17 protein-coding genes are annotated in these 17,950 nt (G+C 68.6%); 10 read left to right on the forward strand and 7 right to left on the reverse strand.

Translation table 11 applies throughout. The features are described 5' to 3' along the window. Positions 1-25 precede the first annotated feature (25 nt). A complete protein-coding gene (locus GV161_RS03750; protein ID WP_159650124.1) occupies positions 26-1,204 on the forward strand; it encodes an FAD-dependent monooxygenase in 1,179 nt (392 codons plus the stop codon). 8 nt (positions 1,205-1,212) lie between these two features. Beyond that, on the forward strand, positions 1,213-1,950 hold the full coding sequence (locus tag GV161_RS03755) for an arylmalonate decarboxylase (RefSeq protein WP_152011786.1): 738 nt from the start codon (positions 1,213-1,215) through the stop codon (positions 1,948-1,950). Between the two features lie 172 nt (positions 1,951-2,122). Here the strand turns inward: GV161_RS03755 and GV161_RS03760 are convergent, their stop codons facing one another. From GV161_RS03760 to acnA, 4 genes are all read right to left on the reverse strand, one after another. Then, on the reverse strand, positions 2,123-2,521 hold the full coding sequence (locus GV161_RS03760; protein WP_152011785.1) for a RidA family protein: 399 nt from the start codon (positions 2,519-2,521) through the stop codon (positions 2,123-2,125). A 132-nt stretch (positions 2,522-2,653) separates the two neighbouring features. Beyond that, positions 2,654-3,385 carry an isochorismatase family protein gene (locus tag GV161_RS03765; RefSeq protein WP_152011784.1) on the reverse strand — a complete coding sequence of 244 codons (732 nt, stop codon included), beginning with the start codon at positions 3,383-3,385 and terminating at the stop codon, positions 2,654-2,656. Positions 3,386-3,403: 18 nt separating this feature from the next. Then, entirely contained in the window at positions 3,404-4,765 is a 1,362-nt protein-coding gene (locus GV161_RS03770; RefSeq protein ID WP_152011783.1) for an amidohydrolase family protein, read from the reverse strand. Further along, entirely contained in the window at positions 4,762-7,479 is a 2,718-nt protein-coding gene (acnA, locus tag GV161_RS03775; RefSeq protein ID WP_201304308.1) for an aconitate hydratase AcnA, read from the reverse strand. The genes GV161_RS03770 and acnA overlap by 4 nt, the downstream gene beginning before the upstream one ends. 229 nt (positions 7,480-7,708) lie before the next feature. Between acnA and GV161_RS03780 the strand changes: the two genes are divergently transcribed. Genes GV161_RS03780 through GV161_RS03795 form a run of 4 tightly spaced genes read left to right on the forward strand, consistent with a single transcriptional unit; the run spans position 7,709 to position 11,696 of the window. Continuing rightward, positions 7,709-8,407, forward strand: a complete 699-nt coding sequence (locus GV161_RS03780; RefSeq protein ID WP_152011782.1) for a GntR family transcriptional regulator — start codon at positions 7,709-7,711, stop codon at positions 8,405-8,407. Continuing rightward, complete coding sequence (locus GV161_RS03785; protein WP_152011781.1) at positions 8,404-9,354, forward strand: isocitrate lyase/PEP mutase family protein; 951 nt, start codon at positions 8,404-8,406, stop codon at positions 9,352-9,354. Before GV161_RS03780 ends, GV161_RS03785 begins: the two co-directional genes overlap by 4 nt. A gap of 13 nt (positions 9,355-9,367) precedes the next feature. Beyond that, positions 9,368-10,753, forward strand: coding sequence for an FAD-dependent oxidoreductase (locus tag GV161_RS03790; RefSeq protein ID WP_152011780.1), 1,386 nt, complete (start codon positions 9,368-9,370; stop codon positions 10,751-10,753). A 16-nt stretch (positions 10,754-10,769) separates the two neighbouring features. After that, positions 10,770-11,696, forward strand: coding sequence for a LysR family transcriptional regulator (locus GV161_RS03795; RefSeq protein WP_159650125.1), 927 nt, complete (start codon positions 10,770-10,772; stop codon positions 11,694-11,696). A 7-nt stretch (positions 11,697-11,703) separates the two neighbouring features. Here GV161_RS03795 and GV161_RS03800 read toward each other — a convergent pair whose 3' ends face one another. The 3 genes from GV161_RS03800 to GV161_RS03810 are packed head-to-tail and all read right to left on the reverse strand — an operon-like array spanning position 11,704 to position 14,121. Beyond that, complete coding sequence (locus GV161_RS03800; protein WP_193219466.1) at positions 11,704-12,423, reverse strand: SDR family oxidoreductase; 720 nt, start codon at positions 12,421-12,423, stop codon at positions 11,704-11,706. Beyond that, the gene (locus GV161_RS03805) at positions 12,416-13,471 is read right to left on the reverse strand and encodes an LLM class flavin-dependent oxidoreductase (RefSeq protein WP_152011778.1); all 1,056 of its coding nucleotides are present in this window, start codon (positions 13,469-13,471) and stop codon (positions 12,416-12,418) included. Before GV161_RS03805 ends, GV161_RS03800 begins: the two co-directional genes overlap by 8 nt. Beyond that, positions 13,468-14,121 (reverse strand): NAD(P)H-dependent oxidoreductase, encoded by a 654-nt coding sequence (locus GV161_RS03810; protein WP_152011777.1) that lies wholly within the window; start codon positions 14,119-14,121, stop codon positions 13,468-13,470. Before GV161_RS03810 ends, GV161_RS03805 begins: the two co-directional genes overlap by 4 nt. A 398-nt stretch (positions 14,122-14,519) precedes the next feature. Between GV161_RS03810 and GV161_RS03815 the strand changes: the two genes are divergently transcribed. The 4 genes from GV161_RS03815 to GV161_RS03830 are packed head-to-tail and all read left to right on the forward strand — an operon-like array spanning position 14,520 to position 17,914. Further along, a complete protein-coding gene (locus GV161_RS03815; protein ID WP_152011776.1) occupies positions 14,520-15,503 on the forward strand; it encodes a tripartite tricarboxylate transporter substrate binding protein in 984 nt (327 codons plus the stop codon). Next, on the forward strand, positions 15,500-15,985 hold the full coding sequence (locus GV161_RS03820) for a tripartite tricarboxylate transporter TctB family protein (RefSeq protein ID WP_152011775.1): 486 nt from the start codon (positions 15,500-15,502) through the stop codon (positions 15,983-15,985). The genes GV161_RS03815 and GV161_RS03820 overlap by 4 nt, the downstream gene beginning before the upstream one ends. Then, positions 15,985-17,484, forward strand: a complete 1,500-nt coding sequence (locus tag GV161_RS03825; RefSeq protein WP_152011774.1) for a tripartite tricarboxylate transporter permease — start codon at positions 15,985-15,987, stop codon at positions 17,482-17,484. Before GV161_RS03820 ends, GV161_RS03825 begins: the two co-directional genes overlap by 1 nt. Beyond that, positions 17,474-17,914, forward strand: a complete 441-nt coding sequence (locus GV161_RS03830; protein WP_152011773.1) for a hypothetical protein — start codon at positions 17,474-17,476, stop codon at positions 17,912-17,914. The genes GV161_RS03825 and GV161_RS03830 overlap by 11 nt, the downstream gene beginning before the upstream one ends. Positions 17,915-17,950: the final 36 nt, after the last annotated feature.

A 17,950-nucleotide genomic window follows, 5' to 3' on the forward strand; every position in this document is an offset into this window, starting at 1 on the left:
CTCGGCGCCGCTGCGGAGGATGTCCATGACCACCAGCCTGACAACGCAAGTGATCGTAGCCGGCGCCGGGCCGGTCGGCCTCGTCGCGGCCCTGATCCTTGCCAGAGCGGGCGTCGACATCGTCGTGCTCGAAAAGCGCGCCGCCCTCACCGCGGCCTCCAAGGCCTCGACCTTCCACCCGGCGACGCTGGAGATCCTCGACGATCTCGGCGTGCTCGCGCCGATGCTGGCCGAGGGCGAGATCGTCAAGCGCATCCAGTACCGCACGCCGGAAGGCCCCTTCGCCGAGTTCGTCCTGGCCGATCTTTCCGAGCGCACCCCCTTCCCCTTCCGGCTGCATCTGGAGCAGGCGAGGCTGACGCCGCTGCTGCTGGCTCAGATCGAGGCCCTCCCCAATGCCCGCGTGCTGTTCGGCACCGGCTTCGAGGCAGTTACGCAGGACGAGAATAGCGTCTCCGTCACCGCCGATCGCGATGGGCAGAAGCTGACCATCGCCGCGGACTATTTGCTCGGCACCGACGGCGCCCGCAGCGCCGTGCGCGAAGCGCTCGGCATCGCCTTCGACGGCATGGTCTATCCGCACAAGGTCCTGCGCGTGATGACCTCGGACGATCTCGACGAGGTGCTGCCGGGGATCGCCTCGATCACCTATCTGCACAATGGCTCGAAGTCCCTGAGCTTCCTCAAGATGCCGGATTGCTGGCGCATCATCATCCGCGTGCCGGGCGATGTGCCGGACGAGACCGCCCTGCAGGACGGCTGGTTCGCCGACCGCATCCGCGAGGTCATGCCGAGCTGGACCACGCCGCCAACGGTGCTCGGACGCGACGTCTACGGCGCCAGCCGCCGCGTCGCCTCGCACTACCATGTCGGCCGCGCTTTCCTCGCCGGCGACGGCGCCCATGTCACCAACACCCGCGGCGGCATGAACATGAATTGCGGCATCCACGATGCGAAGGCGCTTGCCGAGGCGATGATCCGCGCCCTGCGCGAGCACCGGCCGGAACTGGTCGTCGCAGCCGCCGCCGAGCGCAAGCGCGTCGCCGAAGAGATGCTGATCCCGCGCACCGACCGCAACGTCGCCGGCGGCGAGGACTGGCTGCAGAAGGTGCGCGACCTCGCCGCCTCGCGCAGCAGTGCCATCGACTATCTCGCCGCCGCCGCGATGCTCGACATGCTCGAGCGCCCTGCCCGCGCCGCCTGAGGGACACCATGGATCTCGCCCAACTCGCCGCGCAGCCTGCACTCGGCCTGCTCGTCCCGCCGGCCAATCCCACCGTCGAGCCGGAGATGAACCGGCTGGTCTCCTCGGGTGCCCGGCTCTACGCCACGCGCCTGCCGGTGATGCCGGACACGACGCTGGAGCAGCGCAACCGCGCCTATATCGCCTCCTACCAACCGGCGCTGAAAACCTTCGGCAGCTTGAAGCTCGACGCTGCCACCGTCGCGCTGACCGGGCCGAGCTACCGGCTCGGCGCCAGCGCCGACGACGCGCTAGCCGCATGCCTCTCCGAAGCCGCGGGCTTTCCCGTCGAGACGGCAAGCGGCGCGATCCGCCATGCCCTGAAGGCGATCGGCGCCAAGCGCATCTGCCTGTTCTCGCCCTACCCTGCCTGGCTGACCGAGGAGGCCGCTGGCTACTGGACCGGCGCCGGCTTCACCGTCGCTCAGGTGGTCAAGGTCTCCGAGGCCTTCCGCGCTTACGAGCTGACCACGGAAGAGGTCGAGGAGGCCCTGCGCCAGGTCGAGACCGCCGGCATCGACGCCATCGTCATGAGCGGCACCGGCATGATCACCCTGCCGGCCATGCTGGCCCGCCCCGAAGGCTCGGCCCCGCCGCTGCTCTCGTCCAATCTCTGCTGCGCCTGGTGGATGATGAAGCAGGCCGGCGTGAAGCCCGGTGCGCTGTTCACGCGGGCCTGCGCCAGATTGAGCGCGACGCTGGGCTAAGCGAGGCCCGGCTCAGAGTCTATTCGGGCGTTCTCTGAGCCCTCATCCTGAGGAGTCGCGAAGCGGCGCCTCGAAGGATGTTTCAGGAGGCTCCGGAACCAGCTGGAACATCCTTCGAGACGGAACCTGACGGCTGCTCCTCAGGATGAGGGCTGAGTTTCCAGAAAGTCTCTCAGCGCCCGGGCCGGTGGGCGACGCATTTGATCTCGACCAAGAGGCCGGGATGGGCAAGCTCGGAGACGCCGATCCGCGTCCAGGCATAGCCTTCGCGCGGGACGAGGCGATTCTTGACCTCGCGGAACACATCCATGTGGCGCGCCATCCCGACATGGTAGGTGGTGACGTCGACCATGTCGGCGAAGCTGCAGCCGGCCGCCTCCAGCACGATCCGGACATTCTCCCAGGCAGCAGCGAACTGCTCCGCCGGGTCGTCGATCACCTGAAGATCGGCGGTGCGGCCGACCTGGCCGACCACATAGACGATCTCGCCGACGCGCACGGCCGGCGCATAGCCGGCCCGCTCGACGATGGCACGCATCGATTCCGGGACGATGATCTCGCGATCGGCCATAAGGGTCCTCTCAGGCGTCATGCTCGGGCCTGTCCCGAGCATCTCATGCCGAATGGGGCTCTGGAGCACACTCGTCCAGAGATTCCCGGCTCTCCGCTGCGCTTCGGCCGAGAATGACGTCTGGCGAAAGCCTCAGCCCTGCACGCCGGTCGGCAAATCGTCGCGAACCGCAAGCCCGCCGAGATAATCCTTCACCTCGGCCGACGGAATCACGTCGGCATATTTGCAGTTGAGGTCGAACAGGTTGATCGCATGGCTCGCCTGGAAGCGGTCGAACGCCGTCTCCTCCGGGATCACCACCTTGAAATTATAGGAATAGGCGTCGACCGCCGTCGCCCGCAGGCAGCCCGAGGTGGTGCAGCCGGTCAGGATCAGCGTATCGACGTCGAAGAAGTTGAGATGGCTCATGAAGATGGTGCCGAAGAAGCAGGACGGCTTGCGCTTGCCGATGCGGATGTCCTGCGGGCGCGGCGCCAGCGGTGCGACCGTCTGGGTCGCATGCGTGCCTTCGGTCGAGGTCTTCTCGGCGCCGCGATGGTTCTTGCCGACCTGCACGCCGGAATCGATCATGTCCGGCCGGCGGGCGCTCTCGGTGTAGAAGACCGGAATGTTCTTCTCGCGGGCCATCTCCAGCAGCGGCACGATGTGTTCGACCGCCGCCCAGGCTTCGGGGCCGCAATGGGTGCGGTACTGCTTGAGGCCTTCCAGGATGTCCTCCGGCTTGTCGCCGCAGAAATTGTACTGGACGTCGATGATGAACAGGGCCGGACGCTTGCCGAAGCCGCCGCGCTTGCCATAGCCGGCCTGCGCATAGACCTGCTTGTCGCGCTCGGTCAGGAAATCGTCCCAGATTCGCTTGGTCATCGTCTTCAGCTTTCGGTCTTAGGAGCGGTGCAGGTAGCGGCCGGCCGGCGTCGCGCGGGCCTGGGGATCGACAACGCCGTCGCTGGCGATGACGCGGCCGCGCAGGATGGTACGCACGGGCGCGCCCTTGAAGCGCATGCCCTCATAGGGCGAGTAGTCGGAGTGCGATTCCTGCGTCGCCGGATCGATCAGGACCTCCCTGTCCGGATCGACGACGACGAGGTCGGCATCCATGCCGACGGCGATACCGCCCTTGTTCGGGATCGAATAGAGCTTCGCGACATTGGCGCTGGTCGCAGCGGCGATCTGCTCGATCGGCAGGCCGCGCTTGTGCACGCCCTCATGGATCAGGACCGGCAGCAGCGTGCCGATGCCGGGAAAGCCGGCGCTGGCCTTCCAGATGTCCGGCCCCTTGGTCTCGCGCTTGCGCGGCACATGGTCGGAGCCGATGGTCGAGATCGTGCCGTCGCGCACGCCCTCCCACAGCGCCTCGACATCGTTTTCAGACCGTAGCGGCGGATTGACCTTGCCGAGGAAGCCGATCGGCGACTGGCTGGTCAGCGCAAGGTAATGGCTGCAGGTCTCGACATGGATCGGCGCGCGGCCGGGCCGCTTCGCCCGGCGCACGATCTCCAGACTCTCGGCGCTCGACATGTGCACGATATTGACCGGGCACCCGGCCTTCTCGCCGAAATAGATCACCCGGAAGACGTTCTCGGCCTCGAGGAAGCCGGGGCTCTGCTCGTCCCAGACGGGCAGGTCGTTGCGGCCGGCTTCCTTCAGCGGCTCGCGGAAGACCGGGATGACCTCGACATTCTCGCAATGCACGCCGACGACGCCGCCCTTGATGCGCGCGCCCTGCAGCAGCGCCCGGTAGAGCAGGCCGTCATCGATCTCGGTGAAGCCCTTCGCCGCGCCCGAGGCGCCCTTGTACATCAGGTAGACCTTGATCGAGGTCACGCCGAAGCGCTCGGCGCATTCCGGCAGCGTCTCGATGTGCAGCTTGCTGGTGACGCCGAAATGGAAGCCGAAATCGATCAGCGACTGGCTCTCGCCGCGCTCCTTCCAAGGCCCGGTCGACTGGCGCAAATCGTTGGAGCGGTGGAAGGTCATCATCCCGGTGACGCCGCCAATGGCGGCCGAGCGCGATTCGGTCTCGAAATCGGTCTCGTTCGAGCCGAAGCCGATATGGGTGTGCGGGTCGATCAGCCCCGGCATCACCCATTTGCCGCGGCAGTCGATCACCTCCCTGGCGCTCGCCTGCTCGCCCGGCGCCAGCAGCGCGGCGATGCGCCCGTCCTTGACCGCGACCGAGCCGGTGCGGACCCCGACGCCCGGGAAGACGATCTCGCCCCCCGCCAGCAAGAGATCGAAACTCATGGATGCTCCGTGACCAGGGCTGGCGCGGCGCGCCGGATGAAGAAGGCAAGGACTTCGGCCATGATGCCGCCGGCCCGCAGGCAGGCACGCTCGCTCATGGTCGAAACATCGGCCGTGACCGAGAAGCGGATCGACCCAGAAGCGCCGGTGGCGGTGACCGTGGCCGAGCCGATGCCGTCGATCGCGGCCGACAACCCCTCGATATCCAAGCTCTCGCTGCCGTCGAGGCCGAGCTGGCGCCAGCCCTGCCCTTCCGCGAAGCGCAGCGGCACCACACCCATGCCGATCAGGTTGGAGCGGTGGATGCGCTCATAGCTCTCGGCGACGACGGCGCGCACGCCGAGCAGAGCCGAACCCTTGGCCGCCCAGTCGCGGCTGGAGCCCATGCCGTAGTCCTTGCCGCCCAGCACGACCAGCGGCACGCCGCGCTCGCCATAGGCGCTTGCCGCCTCATGGACGGAGACAACCTGGCCCTCCGGCTGCAGTTGCGTCCAGCCACCCTCGCGGCCGGGCACCATCTGGTTCTTGATCCGCAGATTGGCGAAGGTCGCGCGCGCCATCACCTCGTGATTGCAGCGCCGACCGACATAGGTGTTGAACGCTTTCGGCTCGATGCCGAGTCCGATCAGATAGCGCCCCGCCGGGCTGTCGACCGGAATCTCGCCGCTCGGCGAAATGTGGTCGGTGGTCAGCGAGTCGCCGTACACGCCGAGAACGCGCGCACTATGCAGCGCCTCCGGTACGCCCTCGCGCGCTCGCTCGCGAGCGAGTTCCAGGAAGGGCGGCTCGACCAGATAGCTCGATTGCGGATTCCAGCCGAAGCGGAGCCCGGTCGGCGCGGCAAGCTCGTCCCAGAGCAGGCTGGAGGGCATATCGCCATAGACCTCGCGGAACAGGCGCGCATCGCCGGCACGTGCCGCCAACGTGGCGATCTCGGCTTCGTCCGGCCAGAGATCGGCGAGGCGGATCGCCCTTTCCGCATCCGCGCCGTTGAGCGGCTCGCTTTCGAGATCGATGTCGATCCGCCCGGCCAGCGCGAAGGCGACGACCAGCGGCGGCGACATGATGTAGTTGGCCCGCACTTGGCGATGGATGCGGCCCTCGAAATTCCGATTGCCCGACAGCGCGGCGGCGGCAACCAGCCCGCCAGCATCGATCGCCTGCGCCATCACCGGCAGCAGCGGCCCCGACTTGCCGCCGCAGGTGGTGCAGCCATAGCCGACCACGCCGAAGCCGAGCTGCTCCAGCGGCGCCAGCAGGCCGAGCTCGTCGAGATAGCGCGTCACCACGCGCGAGCCCGGCGCCAGCGAGGTCTTGACCCAGTCTGGGACCGTGAGCCCGGCAGCGACCGCATTGCGCGCCAGCAACCCGGCCGCGATCATCACCGCCGGGTTGGACGTGTTGGTGCAGGCGGTGATCGCCGCGATCGCCAGCGCGCCGTGCCGGAGCTCGGCTGAACCTGCTGGTGTCGAGACCGGAACGGCCGCGGCGGGGTCGGCGGCGAAACCGCCATCCGCCAGCGGTTGCGGTAGCCGGCCCACGAAATCCGTCGCGACTGCAGCAAGATCGAGCCGGTCCTGCGGGCGGCGCGGCCCGGCGACGCTACGACCGACCCTGGCGAGGTCGATCTCGACGACACGGGAATAAGCGGGGTCGGGCAGTCCGGGCTCGCGGAACATGGCATTGGCCCGCGCATAGGCCTCGACGAAGGCGACCTGCTCCGGCGAGCGCGTGCGGGCGAGATAGGCGATGGTCTGCGCGTCGATCGGGAAGAAGCCGGCGGTGGCGCCGTATTCCGGCGCCATATTGGCGAGCGTCGCCCTGGACGGCACCGACAGCGTCGCCGCGCCCGGCCCGAAATACTCGATCACAGTCGAAACGACACGCTCGCGCCGCAGCCGCTCGGTGACGGTGAGGACGAGGTCGGTGGTGGTCGCGCCGGCGGGCAGCGCCCCGACCAGCCTGACGCCGACGAATTCCGGCACTGGGAAGACATAGGGCTGGCCGAGCATCGCCGCCTGCGCCTCGATACCGCCGACGCCCCAGCCGAGCACGCCGATGCCATTGATCATCGGCGTGTGGGAATCGCCGCCGATGACGAAGTCCGCGCAGGCGATCTCACCGAGCGGCGTCGCGACCCGGGTGACGACCGGGGCGATGTGCTCCAGATTGACCTGATGGATGATGCCGGTGCCGGGCGGATAGACGCGGACGGAGCGAAACGCCTGCTGCGCCCATTTCAGGAAGCTGTAGCGCTCGCCATTGCGCTCGAACTCGCGCGCCATGTTGCGCGCCATCGCATCGGGCGTGGCGGAGACGTCGACCTGCAGGGAATGGTCGACGATGACGTCGACAGGAATGCGCGGCTCGACGCTGGCCGGATCGCAGCCGGCCTCGGCAACGGCGTCGCGCAGCGAAGCCAGGTCGAGCAGCACCGGCAGGCCGCTCGAATCCGGCAGGATGACGCGGCCGACGGTCAGCGGCACGCCGACGCCGTGGTTGTCGCGCCAACGCAGCATCGCCGCAACGGCGTCCGCACCGATATTGGGATCGCAGAGCCTGCCCCGTTCGAGATTCTCGACGAAGACGCGGCAGGCGTAGGGTAGCGTGGCGAGGCCTACGCCGGCACGCTCGGCCGCGCGGGCGACCGAGACATAAGCCCCGGCCGCGGCATCAGTTTTCAGGCTGTCATCGGACATCATGACGCCGGCCATTCCGCGGCTCGCATCGTTCAACACGCCCGGAAAATGCGAGGAGGGCCAATTAATGTCAACACTTTCAGAAAAGTATTTTTCTACAGACATTTTGATTTTCGACTGGCCGGCAGCTAAATCAAAGTCGCGGTATTTACGGGACCGGTCGTGCGAGGTCCTGCTTGCGGGCTTCCAGCGAGCACTCTTCAAAACTGTTGACACATTTTTGAGCCGCTCCTAACGTTCACGCATGGACCTGCAGGAACCGGCAACCGGCGAACGGCGCCCCGAGACGCTCGGCGAAGGGATCTTCGGCCGCATTCTCGAGCTGATCTACAGCACCGAGCTCGCCCCCGGCATGGTCGTCAACGAATCCGTGCTGGCCACGCGCTTCGGTGTCAGCCGCGGGCCGGTCCGCGAGGCCATCCGCCGTCTCCAGGGCATCCAGCTCGTCTCGCGCGAGCCCTTCCTGCGGGCGCGCGTCGTCTCCCTGTCCGCCCAGGCGATCCTGGAGCTCTTCCAGATGCGCGAGGCGCTCGAAGGCTACGCCTGCCGCCTCGCCGCCCAGCGGATGAGCGAGACCGAGATCGATGCGTTGATCGCCGATCTCGAAGCCGCCCATTCCGGGCGCCAGCCGGAAGGCGCGCACTTCGACTTCCACGAGCGGGTCGTCCGCGCCAGCGGCAACAGCCGCATCATCGATAGCCTTTGCGGCGATCTCTACCACCTGCTGCGCATCTACCGGCGCATCTCCGGCGCCGTGCCGGAGCGCAAGGAACTCGCCTTCACCGAGCACTGGCAGATCCTGCGCGCCATCAAGATGCGCGATGGCGCCCTCGCCGAATCCCTGATGCGCTCGCATGTCGAGCGCGCCGGCCGCCATGTGCTGGCCCAGGTTCCCGAAACCCCATCCATTGCTGCCGCCGATGCGGAGAAACGAGCATCATGATCGCCAGACGCGAGATTTCGGCTCCGGCCGCCTTCCGGGCCCTGCTCAATTCCGGCGAGTTCCTGGTCTCGCCCGGCGTCTATGACGGCTACAGCGCCCGCCTGGTCGAGGCCGCCGGCTTCAAGAGCGCCTGCACCAGCGGCGCCGCCATCGCCAACTCGATCCTCGGCGTCGAGGATCTCGGCATGATGGGGCTGAACGAGAACGTCAATCACTGCCGCCAGCTCGCCCGCTCGATCGCGATCCCGCTGACCTGCGACGCCGACAACGGCTACGGCAACCCGATGAACGTGCACTACACCGTGCAAATGTTCGAGGAGGCGGGCGTCGCCGGCGTCAACCTGGAAGACCAGGTCAGCCCGAAGCGCTGCGGCCACATGCCGGGCAAGGAGGTCGTCTCCAAGGAGGAGATGGTCAAGAAGATCGAGGCCGCCTGCCTCGCCCGCCGCGACGACGATTTCGTCATCATCGCCCGCACCGACGCCCTCGCGGTCGAGGGCATCGACGCGACGCTGGAGCGCATCCGCGCCTATGTCGCCGCCGGCGCCGACGCGATCTTCCCCGACGCCGTCAAGACCGAGGACCAGATCGCCCGTGTCGTCGAGGCGGCCGGCGGCAAGCCAGTCTCGATCAATATGGGTTTCGGTATCCGCCCGCGCCCGACCACGCCGCTGATCCCGCTGCCGCGCCTCAAGGAGCTCGGCGTGCGCCGCATCAGCCTGCCGCGCATGCTGCCGGCCGCCGCGATCAAGGCGATGCAGGAGGCGCTCTCGGTGATGCGCGGCGTGATGGAAACCGGCATCCCGGCTGATCGCTCCGACCTGCTGGTCGGCATCGAGGAGATCTGGAACCTGATGGGCTTCCCGGCCATGCAGGCGCTGGAGAAGCAGCTCCTCACCACCGACCATTACGAGACCAAGTACAAGGCGACGGCGAAGGCTTCCTGAGGCGGGGCCGGCCATGGCCTCCCCCGAGCCCGACCTCGAAGTCGACGTCCTGGTGATCGGCGCCGGCGGCTGCGGCCTCGTCGCGGCGCTCGCCGCGCATGAGGCGGGCGCCGAAGTCGCGGTCGTCGAGAAGCTGCCGCGCCTTGCCGGCAACACCATGCTGTCGAGCGGCTCGATCCCCGCCGCCGGCACCCGCTTCCAGGCTGCAGCCGGCATCGCCGACGATCCAGCCCGCTTCGCCGCCGACCTGCGCCGCACAGCCGGTCCGCACGAGGCCGAGGCGCTGGTCGACAGTCTCGCCGCCATCTCGGCGCCGATGGTCGAATGGCTCGCCGATACCATCGGCCTGCCGATCGAATTGATCGGCGCCTATCGGCATGTCGGACACAGCGTCAACCGCCTGCACGCCGTGCCCTCGCGCCGCGGCGCCGATCTGATGCAGGGCCTCTGGCAGGCGGCCGAAGCGCGCGGCATTCCGGTGGCGCTGGCCACCCCTGCAACCGCCCTTCTCGCCGAGGACGGCATCGTCCGCGGCGCGCGCATACAAACCCAAGGCAGCGCGGAGAGCCTGATCACGGCCAAGGCCGTGATCCTCGCCTGCAACGGCTTTGGTCATGACCGGGAATTGCTTGCCCGCCACGCCCCCGACATCGCCGGCGCCGAGTATTTCGGCGCGCTCGGCAGCGATGGCGAGGCCGTGCGTTGGGGCGAGGCGCTCGGGGCGCGCCTCGCCAATATGGGCGCCTACCAGGCTCATTCCGCCATCGCCCAGCCGCATGGCGAGCTCGTCACCTGGACGGTTGTCGAGAAGGGCGGTGTCATCGTCGACGAGACCGGCCGCCGCTTCGCCGACGAGACCCTCGGCTACTCTGCCTTCGCCGCCCCGGCCCTTGCACGCGGCGGACGCCTGTTCGCGATCTATGACAGCCGCATCCGTGAGGCCACCGCCGCCGGCCAGCCGGATTTCGGCGTGCTCGTCGCCCATGGTGGCGCGCCCGATTTCGCCGATACCGACGCGCTCGCCTCTGCCTGCCGGCTGCCGCCGGATGCGCTCGCCGAAACGCTGGCGCTGGCAGCCGGCGTAGCCACTGGCGATCGGCCGGATGCCCTCGGCCGCAAGGCCTGGGGCATGGGGCCGCTGCAGGCGCCGTTCGTGGCGACAAGGATCGCCCCGGCGCTGTTCCACACCCAGGGCGGCCCGCTGGTCGACGAGGAGGCGCGGGTGCTGCGCCAGGACGGCGGCATCGTGCCGGGCCTCTATGCTGGCGGCGGCGCCGCGGCCGGCGTCAGCGGACGGGCGGGCGGCGCCGGCTATGCCTCCGGAAACGGCCTGCTCGCCGCGCTCGGCCTCGGCTTCATCGCCGGGCGAGCTGCGGCTAGCCACGCGCAATCGACCTAGAGCGCAGGCGCAGCCGATGGACCTCAGGGCGCTGCGCTATTTCCGGACGGTCGCAGAATGCGGCAGCTTCAGCCGCGCCTCGGAGATGCTGCGCATCTCGCAGCCCGCCGTAAGCCGCACCATCCGCGAACTGGAGGCCGAGCTCGGCAAGGAACTGCTTGAACGTGGCCGCGACGGCGCCCGGCTGACCGAGGCCGGCCGCATCCTGTTCGAGCACTCCGCTCAGCTCCTGCGCCAGGTCGAGCAGGCCGCCAGCGACGTTCGCCGCGGCTCGGCCGCCCTGACCGGCCGCCTCACCATCGGCATGCCGCCGGGCGTCGGCCATCTCTTGGCGCCGCCTCTGCTCGCCCGCTTCAGCGCCGCGCATGAGCAGGTCGAGGTCAAGATCGTGGGCGGCTTTTCGAGCCAGCTGCACGACCTGCTCGCCCGTCGCCAGCTCGATCTCGCCTTCGCCCATGATCCGCTGCCGCAGCGCGGCCTCAGGGTTACGCCCCTGCTGCGCGAGGAGGTCTTCGTCGTCGGGCTCCCTGGCAGCCTCGGCGATGGCATCGGCGAATTGCCGTCGGCCGAGATCGTCAAGCTGCCGCTGATCCTGCCGAGCCGGCCGAACGCCTCACGCCGACTGCTCGACGCCTGGGCCGCGCGTGAGGGCCTGTGGGTCGATGCCCGCTACGAGGTCGACGACCACGTCATCACCAGCGGGCTGGTCAGGCGCGGCCTCGGCGTCAGCCTGATGACGCGCGCCACCCTTGCCGCCGGCATGCTCGCCGGGGAGATCGACATCCGCCCGATCGCGCCGCGCGCCTATTGGCCGCTGGCGCTGGTCGAGCTCGATTTGCCCTCACCCTCGACCATCGCGACCGAGTTCGCCCGCATCGCACTCGGGATCATACGCGAGATGACCGAGCAGGGAGGCTGGCCCGGCGCGATCGGGCCGGAGTGAAAAGCTTCTAGCCCGGCGCCACCAGCGAGGCCCCACCGCAGACATAAAGCGTCTGGCCGGTGATCGCCCCGGCCTCCGGCGCCAGCAGGCACTGCACGAGATAGGCGACCTCGTCCGGCGCAATCAGCCGGCCGATCGGCAGCGAGACGGACGGCGCCTCGCCGCGGCTGGGGTCGCGCAGCATCGGCGTGTCGGTCGCGGCCGGCGCCACGACATTGACGGTGATGCCGCGCGGCGCCAGCTCCAGTGCCAGGCTGCGGGCAAGGCCGTGCAGCGCCGCCTTGGTCGCGGCATAGGCGCCGCGCCCCGGCCGACCGAGCGCACCGCGGCTCGACAGCAGCACGATGCGGCCGCGCCCCTCGGGCAAGGCCGGCGCGAGTTCGCGCAGGATGGCGATGGCGGCACCGACATGCAGCCGCCAGAGCATCTCGACATCCTCGTCGCGGATCTCGGTGATGCGCCCGGTCCGCATCACCCCGGCGCAGTGCACGAAGGCGTCCGGCCGCTCCGCCAGGATCTCCGGCAGGACACCTGCCAGAGCTGATGCATCGAGCAGGTCGAGCGGGATCGTGCGCAGGCCGGCAGCCTCCGCCTCAGTCGGCGCCGGCTGGCGGTCGAACCCGGTGACGCGCCAGCCTGCCGCAAGCAGGCGCTGCGCCAGCGCAAGACCGATCCCGGACGAGCTGCCGGTGATCAGAGCATGGCGGGGTGTCACCACCTCAGCCATAAGCCGGCTCCGGCTGCATCGCCCCAGCATCGATGACGAGCCGCTCGCGCAGCAGCGGGACGACCTTGTCCGCGAAGTTCGCGAGCCCCTCCGCCATCGGGTGGAAGCGCAGCATCAGGCAATCGACGCCGATGCGCTGATAGGTCTCGATCCGTTGCGCCAGCAGCTCCGGCGTGCCGACGAGGCCGGCGCCGAGCCCGCGCGCCGCCACCGCCGCGATCCGGCTGCGCTTGCCATAGTCCAGCATCTCCTCGGCCTGGGCATGGGCATCGTCCAACGTATCGGCGCAGATCACATGCGCGCTGAGGCCGATCCCGAGCTCGCGGCCATGACCGGCGGCAAGCGCCTTCATCTCCGCGATCTCCTGCGTCATCACCGCGAGATTATCGTCGTAGAGCCGATAGTCGGGCACGTAATCGGCGAACCAGACATCGCAGCTTTCCGCCACCAGCGCCTTGCCCTCTGGCGAGCGGCTGGCGGCATAGATCGGCGGCGGCGAGCGGCGCACCTTCAGGGGCAGGCTCGCCTTGTCGACCGTGTAATAGCGGCCGCTGAACGAGAACGCATCTTGCGTCCACAGGCCGCGCAGCACCCGGACGAACTCGCCGAGGCGCGCGGCGCGATCGGCGCTGCTCTCCAGCCAGCCGCCATTGCCGAACAGATTGAGCTCGTCCGGCCACCAGCCATTGACCAAGTTGATCGCGAAGCGCCCGCCGCTGATCCGGTCGAGCGAGGCGCCCATCTTGGCCACGGCCTGCGGCGTGACGATGCCGGGGTGAGCCGCGACCATCAACTCCATCCGCCGCGTGCGCTGCGACAGCGCCGAGGCCATCACCCAGGATTCGAGGTCGGGCCCGAGCCAGCGCTCGGCGATCAGCGAGATCGAGAAGCCGGCCTCCTCGGCCTGCTGCAGGATGCGCGCGGCGAACTCGAAGGAGGTATCGGCCAACCCGCCGGCGCCGGCCGTGCCGAGTTCGGCGATCGCGCGCTCCATCTCGGGTTCGGCCCGGATGGTGTGGGGCAAGGGAGCCCAGATTCCCAGTCTCATGGCCTGCTCTCAGTTGGCACGAAGGTCGTGGCACGTTGCACGGAGGCCAGTCCGACCAGCGCCGCCGCCTGCCTTTGGGCGAAGGTGAGGACCTGCTCGCCGACGCGGACGAGATCGGCAGCGACCACCGGGTCGTGGCAGGTTCCGCCTGCGAACAGTCCGGGCGTGGTGCGGATCGTCGCGCCATAGGGCGTCGGCCAGCCGCGCAGGGCATGCGCGATCGTCCGCAGCGTCGCCAGCGTCTGGCCGGCGGCCTGCGAGCCGGCGGCGCAGGCGATCAGCCCGATAGGCACGCCGTCGAGATAGGGCCGCGCCTCCCCCGAGAGCTCTTCGGCATAGTCGAGCGCGTTCTTGATCAGGCCGGAGACACTGCCGTGATAGGCCGGGCTCGCGATGATCAGCCCGTCGCAATGCATCAGCGCCGAGACCAGCGCTGCAGCACCCGCATCGCGGCTCGCGACGCCCGGCTGGTAGAGCGGCAGCAGCAGGTCGCGCCCGGCGAAGATGCGGATCTCGGCTTCGTCCCCGATCGCCTCGCAGGCATGGCGCAAGGCGAGTTCGGTCGAGGATTGCTCACGGGGCGTGCCGCCGATGCCGACGATCAGCGGCTTGACGGCGGGTGTTCCGGCGGGAGGGGACGTGGCCAGCATGGTCTCCGCTCGAACAGGACAGATCGGCATCACGAAACCGGGTTGGCGAGCTGACGTCCAAGGCCGTTTCGTCATCGCCCCATAAGCGGATTGCATGCAGCCTCCATCAATACTGTTGACACTAATCACTACCAGCCCGCTCAACCTCCAACGCGCAGCGTCCGTGGATCGCATTGGCTTCAGCGAGGAATGGCCGCGCGACAACGTCGGGTTGCGACTTCTCTTGCCCGCAGTGACTTGACCGGCTGCCTTTTGAAATAAATGCCGAAATATGCGCCAGCCGGCGCAGCAAGAAGTGTTGACATTTTTTTGCATACAGCAAAGGCTCAGGCATCGCGCCTGGCCCGGGCACCTTGCCCGCCACGCGCCGATCAGGGCGGAACGAAGGAAGAAGACCGATGAGCGGGATGGACGATGCGGGGATCGGGAGGCGCGCCCTCCTCGGCGGGTTGGCCGCGACGGCCGGGCTCGGCCTGGCGAGCCGTACAGCCTGGGCCTTTCCGACGCAGCCGATCACCTTCGTCGTGCCCTATGCCCCCGGCTCGACCGACCAGTTCGCCCGTGCCTTCGGCACCGAGATGGAGAAGATCCTCGGCAAGAACGTGCTGGTCGAGACCCGGCCCGGCGCCGGCGGCACGATCGGCGCGAACTACGTCGCCAAATCGGCCAAGCCCGACGGCCACACCTTGCTGTTCTCGACCTCGGCGCCGCTCTCGGTCGCCCCGCACCAGAACCAGCTTCCCTATGCGGTCTCGGACCTGCGGCCGGTCGCCCGCGTCGGCCTCGGCCCCAACGTGATGGGAGCGCGCATCGGCGCGCCCTTCAACGATGTGAAGAGCCTCGTCGCCTATGCCAAGGCCAATCCGGAGAAGGTCACCTTCGGCAGCGCCGGCACCGGCGGCGGCACGCATCTCTCCGGCGAGGCGTTCGCCCTAGCCGCCGACATCAAGCTGACCCATGTGCCCTTCCCCGGCGCGACGCCCGCGGTGGCGGCGACAGTCGGCGGCACCATCGACCTCGCGCTCGGCTTCGCCCAGTCGATCGTACCGCAGGCCAAGGGCGGCCGCATGGTCGCCATCGCCCAGTTCGGCAAGACGCGCGCCAAGATCCTGCCGGATGTGCCGACCTTCGCCGAATCCGGCGTCGATCTCGCCCTCTCGCCGCTGGTCGGCATCTGGGCGCCGAAGGCCACACCCGACGCCGTGGTGCAGCAGCTCGCCGCCGCGATCGAGAAGGCCGCCATCGGCCCGGCCGTCGTCGCCTTCGCGCAGAGCACGATGACCGAGGTCGAGTTCGCCGGCCCAGACGTCTTCGGCCGCGAGATCGCCGAGGAAAGCGCAATGATGAAGCCGCTTCTCGTCAAACTCGGCCTGGCCAAGTGACCGGAAAGACGAACGGCCTGGCCGAGACCCTGCGACCGCGCCTCGGCGCGGTCGTCGGCATCATCTGCGGCCTGATCGGCACCTTCGCCTCGCTGCAATTACCGCTCGGCACGAGCCGATTGCTCGGCCCCGGCGCGGTGCCGCTGCTGCTCTCCCTGGCGATGACCGGCCTGAGCCTCGCGCTGCTCCTCAAGCCGGGTGCGGACGAGACCGACGCGGATGAGGACGATGGCGGCCTGCACGGCGCGGCGATGGTCGCGCTCGTCGCGCTGATGATCGGCGCCTTCGCGCTGCTGCTGACAAGCCTCGGCTTCATCGTCGCCGGCACCGCGCTGATGTACGGCCTCTATGCCATCGGCGAGGAGAAACTGGTCTCGGCCAAAGCCCTGGTCCGGGCCGTGCTGACCGCCCTCGCCGCCTATCTGCTCTTCGTCGTCGCGCTCTCGGTCAACATGCCGGCCGGCTCGCTCTGGGGTTACTGATGGAAGGCTTGCTCGGAGGGTTCATCGTCGCCCTGAAGCCGATGAACCTGGTCTTCTGCTTCGGCGGCGCGCTGATCGGCACGCTGATCGGCGTCCTGCCCGGGCTCGGGCCGACGGCGGCGATCGCGATGCTGCTGCCGCTAACCATCGGGCTCGACCCGGTCTCGGCGATCATCATGATCGCCGGCATCTATTACGGCGCCAGCTATGGCGGCTCGACCACGGCGATCCTCGTCAAGATACCCGGCGAGGCCCAGAGCGTCGTCACCTGCCTCGACGGCTACAAGATGGCGCAGCAGGGCCGCGCCGGCAGCGCCATCGCCATCGCCGCGATCGGCTCCTTCGTCGCCGGCACGGTCGGCGCGCTCGCCATCGGCCTGATCAGCATGCCGCTGGTCGAGTTCGCCATCCGCTTCGGGCCGGCCGAGAACCTGTCGCTGCTGCTGCTCGGCTTCATCGTCATCCTGGTCCTGGCCAAGGGCAATGTCGTCAAGTCGCTGATCATGATCGCCGCCGGCCTGCTGCTCGCCATGGTCGGGCAGGACGTCATCACCGGCCAGCCGCGCTTCACCCTCGGCATCCCCGAGCTGACCGACGGCTTCGGCGTCGTCGTCGTCGCCATGGGCATCTTCGGCCTGGGCGAGGTCTTCGAGAACGTCGAGAAGTTCCGCACCCGCTCGATGCAGGCGGTGCCCGTCGGCAGCCTGATGCCGACCAAGGAGGACTGGAAGCGCTCGGCCATGCCGATCGCCCGCGGCTCGGTGCTCGGCTTCCTGATCGGCCTCTTGCCGGGCGGCGGAGCGACGCTCGCCTCCTTCATCTCCTATGGCGTCGAGAAGAAGTTCACGAAGCACCCGGAGGAGTTCGGCAACGGCGCGGTCGAGGGCGTCGCCGGGCCGGAAGCCGCCAACAATGCCGGCGCGGCCGGCTCCTTCATCCCGCTGCTAGCGCTCGGCCTGCCCGGCAACCCCGTCACGGCCCTGCTGCTCGGCGCCCTGATCGTCCACAACGTCACGCCCGGCCCGCTGATGATCCAGGAGCGGCCGGAGATCTTCTGGGGCGTGATCGCCTCGATGTATGTCGGCAACGTCATGCTGGTGCTGCTCAACCTGCCGCTGATCGGCATCTGGGTGCAGCTCCTGAAGGTGCCCTACCGCGCACTCTACGCCGCGCTGATCCTGTTCATGATCATCGGCGCCTATTCGCTCAACAACAACCCGGTCGAGGTCCTGCTCCTGCTGCTGTTCGGCGTGCTCGGCTACGGCCTGCGCAAGCTGCGCTTCGATACCGCGCCGCTGATCCTCGCCTTCGTGCTCGGCGGGCCGATCGAGTTCAACCTGCGCCAGACCATGATGCTGGCGCGCGATCCGCTCGACTATCTGATGGGCCGGCCGATCGCTTTGACCATCCTGGCCTTCGGCCTGCTGCTGATCGTGCTGCCGATGTTCTCGAAAGTCCGCCAGAAGCTGATGGTGGCGCGGGCGGTCAATGAGCTCTGACGCGATCCTCTCCCCTGCCCTCGCGGCCGAGCGCCATGACGGGCCACAGGCCCTCGCGCTCCGCTATCTCGCCGCAATGGAGCGGCGCGATCTCGATGCCGCCCGTGGCTTCGTCATTGCGAATGCCGAGTTCATCTTCCCCGGCGGCGCAAGGCACAGCGATCTTTCCGCGATCGTCGCCGGCTCGTCCGGCCGCTATCGCAGCATCGCCAAGCATGTCGAGCGCTGCGACCTCTGCGAGCGAGTGGACGGGGCGGCGATCGTCTACGTCCTCGGCAGCCTCTATGGCCAATGGCCTGATGGCAGCGCCTTCTCCGGCATCCGCTTCGTCGACCGCTTCGAGATTTCCAGCGGATTGATCCGGCGCCAGGAAGTCTGGAACGACAGCGGCGAGACACGGCTGGCCGCACAGATCCCGAGTCCCTGCTGAAGCCGCCTCATCCACCCGCTCCCGGCCGAATGCTGT

It is taken from the genome of Bosea sp. 29B (assembly GCF_902506165.1).
In the GTDB taxonomy this organism is placed as follows: domain Bacteria; phylum Pseudomonadota; class Alphaproteobacteria; order Rhizobiales; family Beijerinckiaceae; genus Allobosea.

What these genes read in the sequence shown, in the direction of transcription:
- GV161_RS03750 (WP_159650124.1), top strand. Translation starts at nt 26, where the DNA reads ATGACCACCAGCCTGACAACGCAAGTGATCGTAGCCGGCGCCGGGCCG.
- GV161_RS03755 (WP_152011786.1), top strand. Translation starts at nt 1,213, where the DNA reads ATGGATCTCGCCCAACTCGCCGCGCAGCCTGCACTCGGCCTGCTCGTC.
- GV161_RS03760 (WP_152011785.1), bottom strand. Translation starts at nt 2,521, where the DNA reads ATGGCCGATCGCGAGATCATCGTCCCGGAATCGATGCGTGCCATCGTC.
- GV161_RS03765 (WP_152011784.1), bottom strand. Translation starts at nt 3,385, where the DNA reads ATGACCAAGCGAATCTGGGACGATTTCCTGACCGAGCGCGACAAGCAG.
- GV161_RS03770 (WP_152011783.1), bottom strand. Translation starts at nt 4,765, where the DNA reads ATGAGTTTCGATCTCTTGCTGGCGGGGGGCGAGATCGTCTTCCCGGGC.
- acnA (WP_201304308.1), bottom strand. Translation starts at nt 7,479, where the DNA reads ATGGCCGGCGTCATGATGTCCGATGACAGCCTGAAAACTGATGCCGCG.
- GV161_RS03780 (WP_152011782.1), top strand. Translation starts at nt 7,709, where the DNA reads ATGGACCTGCAGGAACCGGCAACCGGCGAACGGCGCCCCGAGACGCTC.
- GV161_RS03785 (WP_152011781.1), top strand. Translation starts at nt 8,404, where the DNA reads ATGATCGCCAGACGCGAGATTTCGGCTCCGGCCGCCTTCCGGGCCCTG.
- GV161_RS03790 (WP_152011780.1), top strand. Translation starts at nt 9,368, where the DNA reads ATGGCCTCCCCCGAGCCCGACCTCGAAGTCGACGTCCTGGTGATCGGC.
- GV161_RS03795 (WP_159650125.1), top strand. Translation starts at nt 10,770, where the DNA reads ATGGACCTCAGGGCGCTGCGCTATTTCCGGACGGTCGCAGAATGCGGC.
- GV161_RS03800 (WP_193219466.1), bottom strand. Translation starts at nt 12,423, where the DNA reads ATGGCTGAGGTGGTGACACCCCGCCATGCTCTGATCACCGGCAGCTCG.
- GV161_RS03805 (WP_152011778.1), bottom strand. Translation starts at nt 13,471, where the DNA reads ATGAGACTGGGAATCTGGGCTCCCTTGCCCCACACCATCCGGGCCGAA.
- GV161_RS03810 (WP_152011777.1), bottom strand. Translation starts at nt 14,121, where the DNA reads ATGCTGGCCACGTCCCCTCCCGCCGGAACACCCGCCGTCAAGCCGCTG.
- GV161_RS03815 (WP_152011776.1), top strand. Translation starts at nt 14,520, where the DNA reads ATGAGCGGGATGGACGATGCGGGGATCGGGAGGCGCGCCCTCCTCGGC.
- GV161_RS03825 (WP_152011774.1), top strand. Translation starts at nt 15,985, where the DNA reads ATGGAAGGCTTGCTCGGAGGGTTCATCGTCGCCCTGAAGCCGATGAAC.
- GV161_RS03830 (WP_152011773.1), top strand. Translation starts at nt 17,474, where the DNA reads ATGAGCTCTGACGCGATCCTCTCCCCTGCCCTCGCGGCCGAGCGCCAT.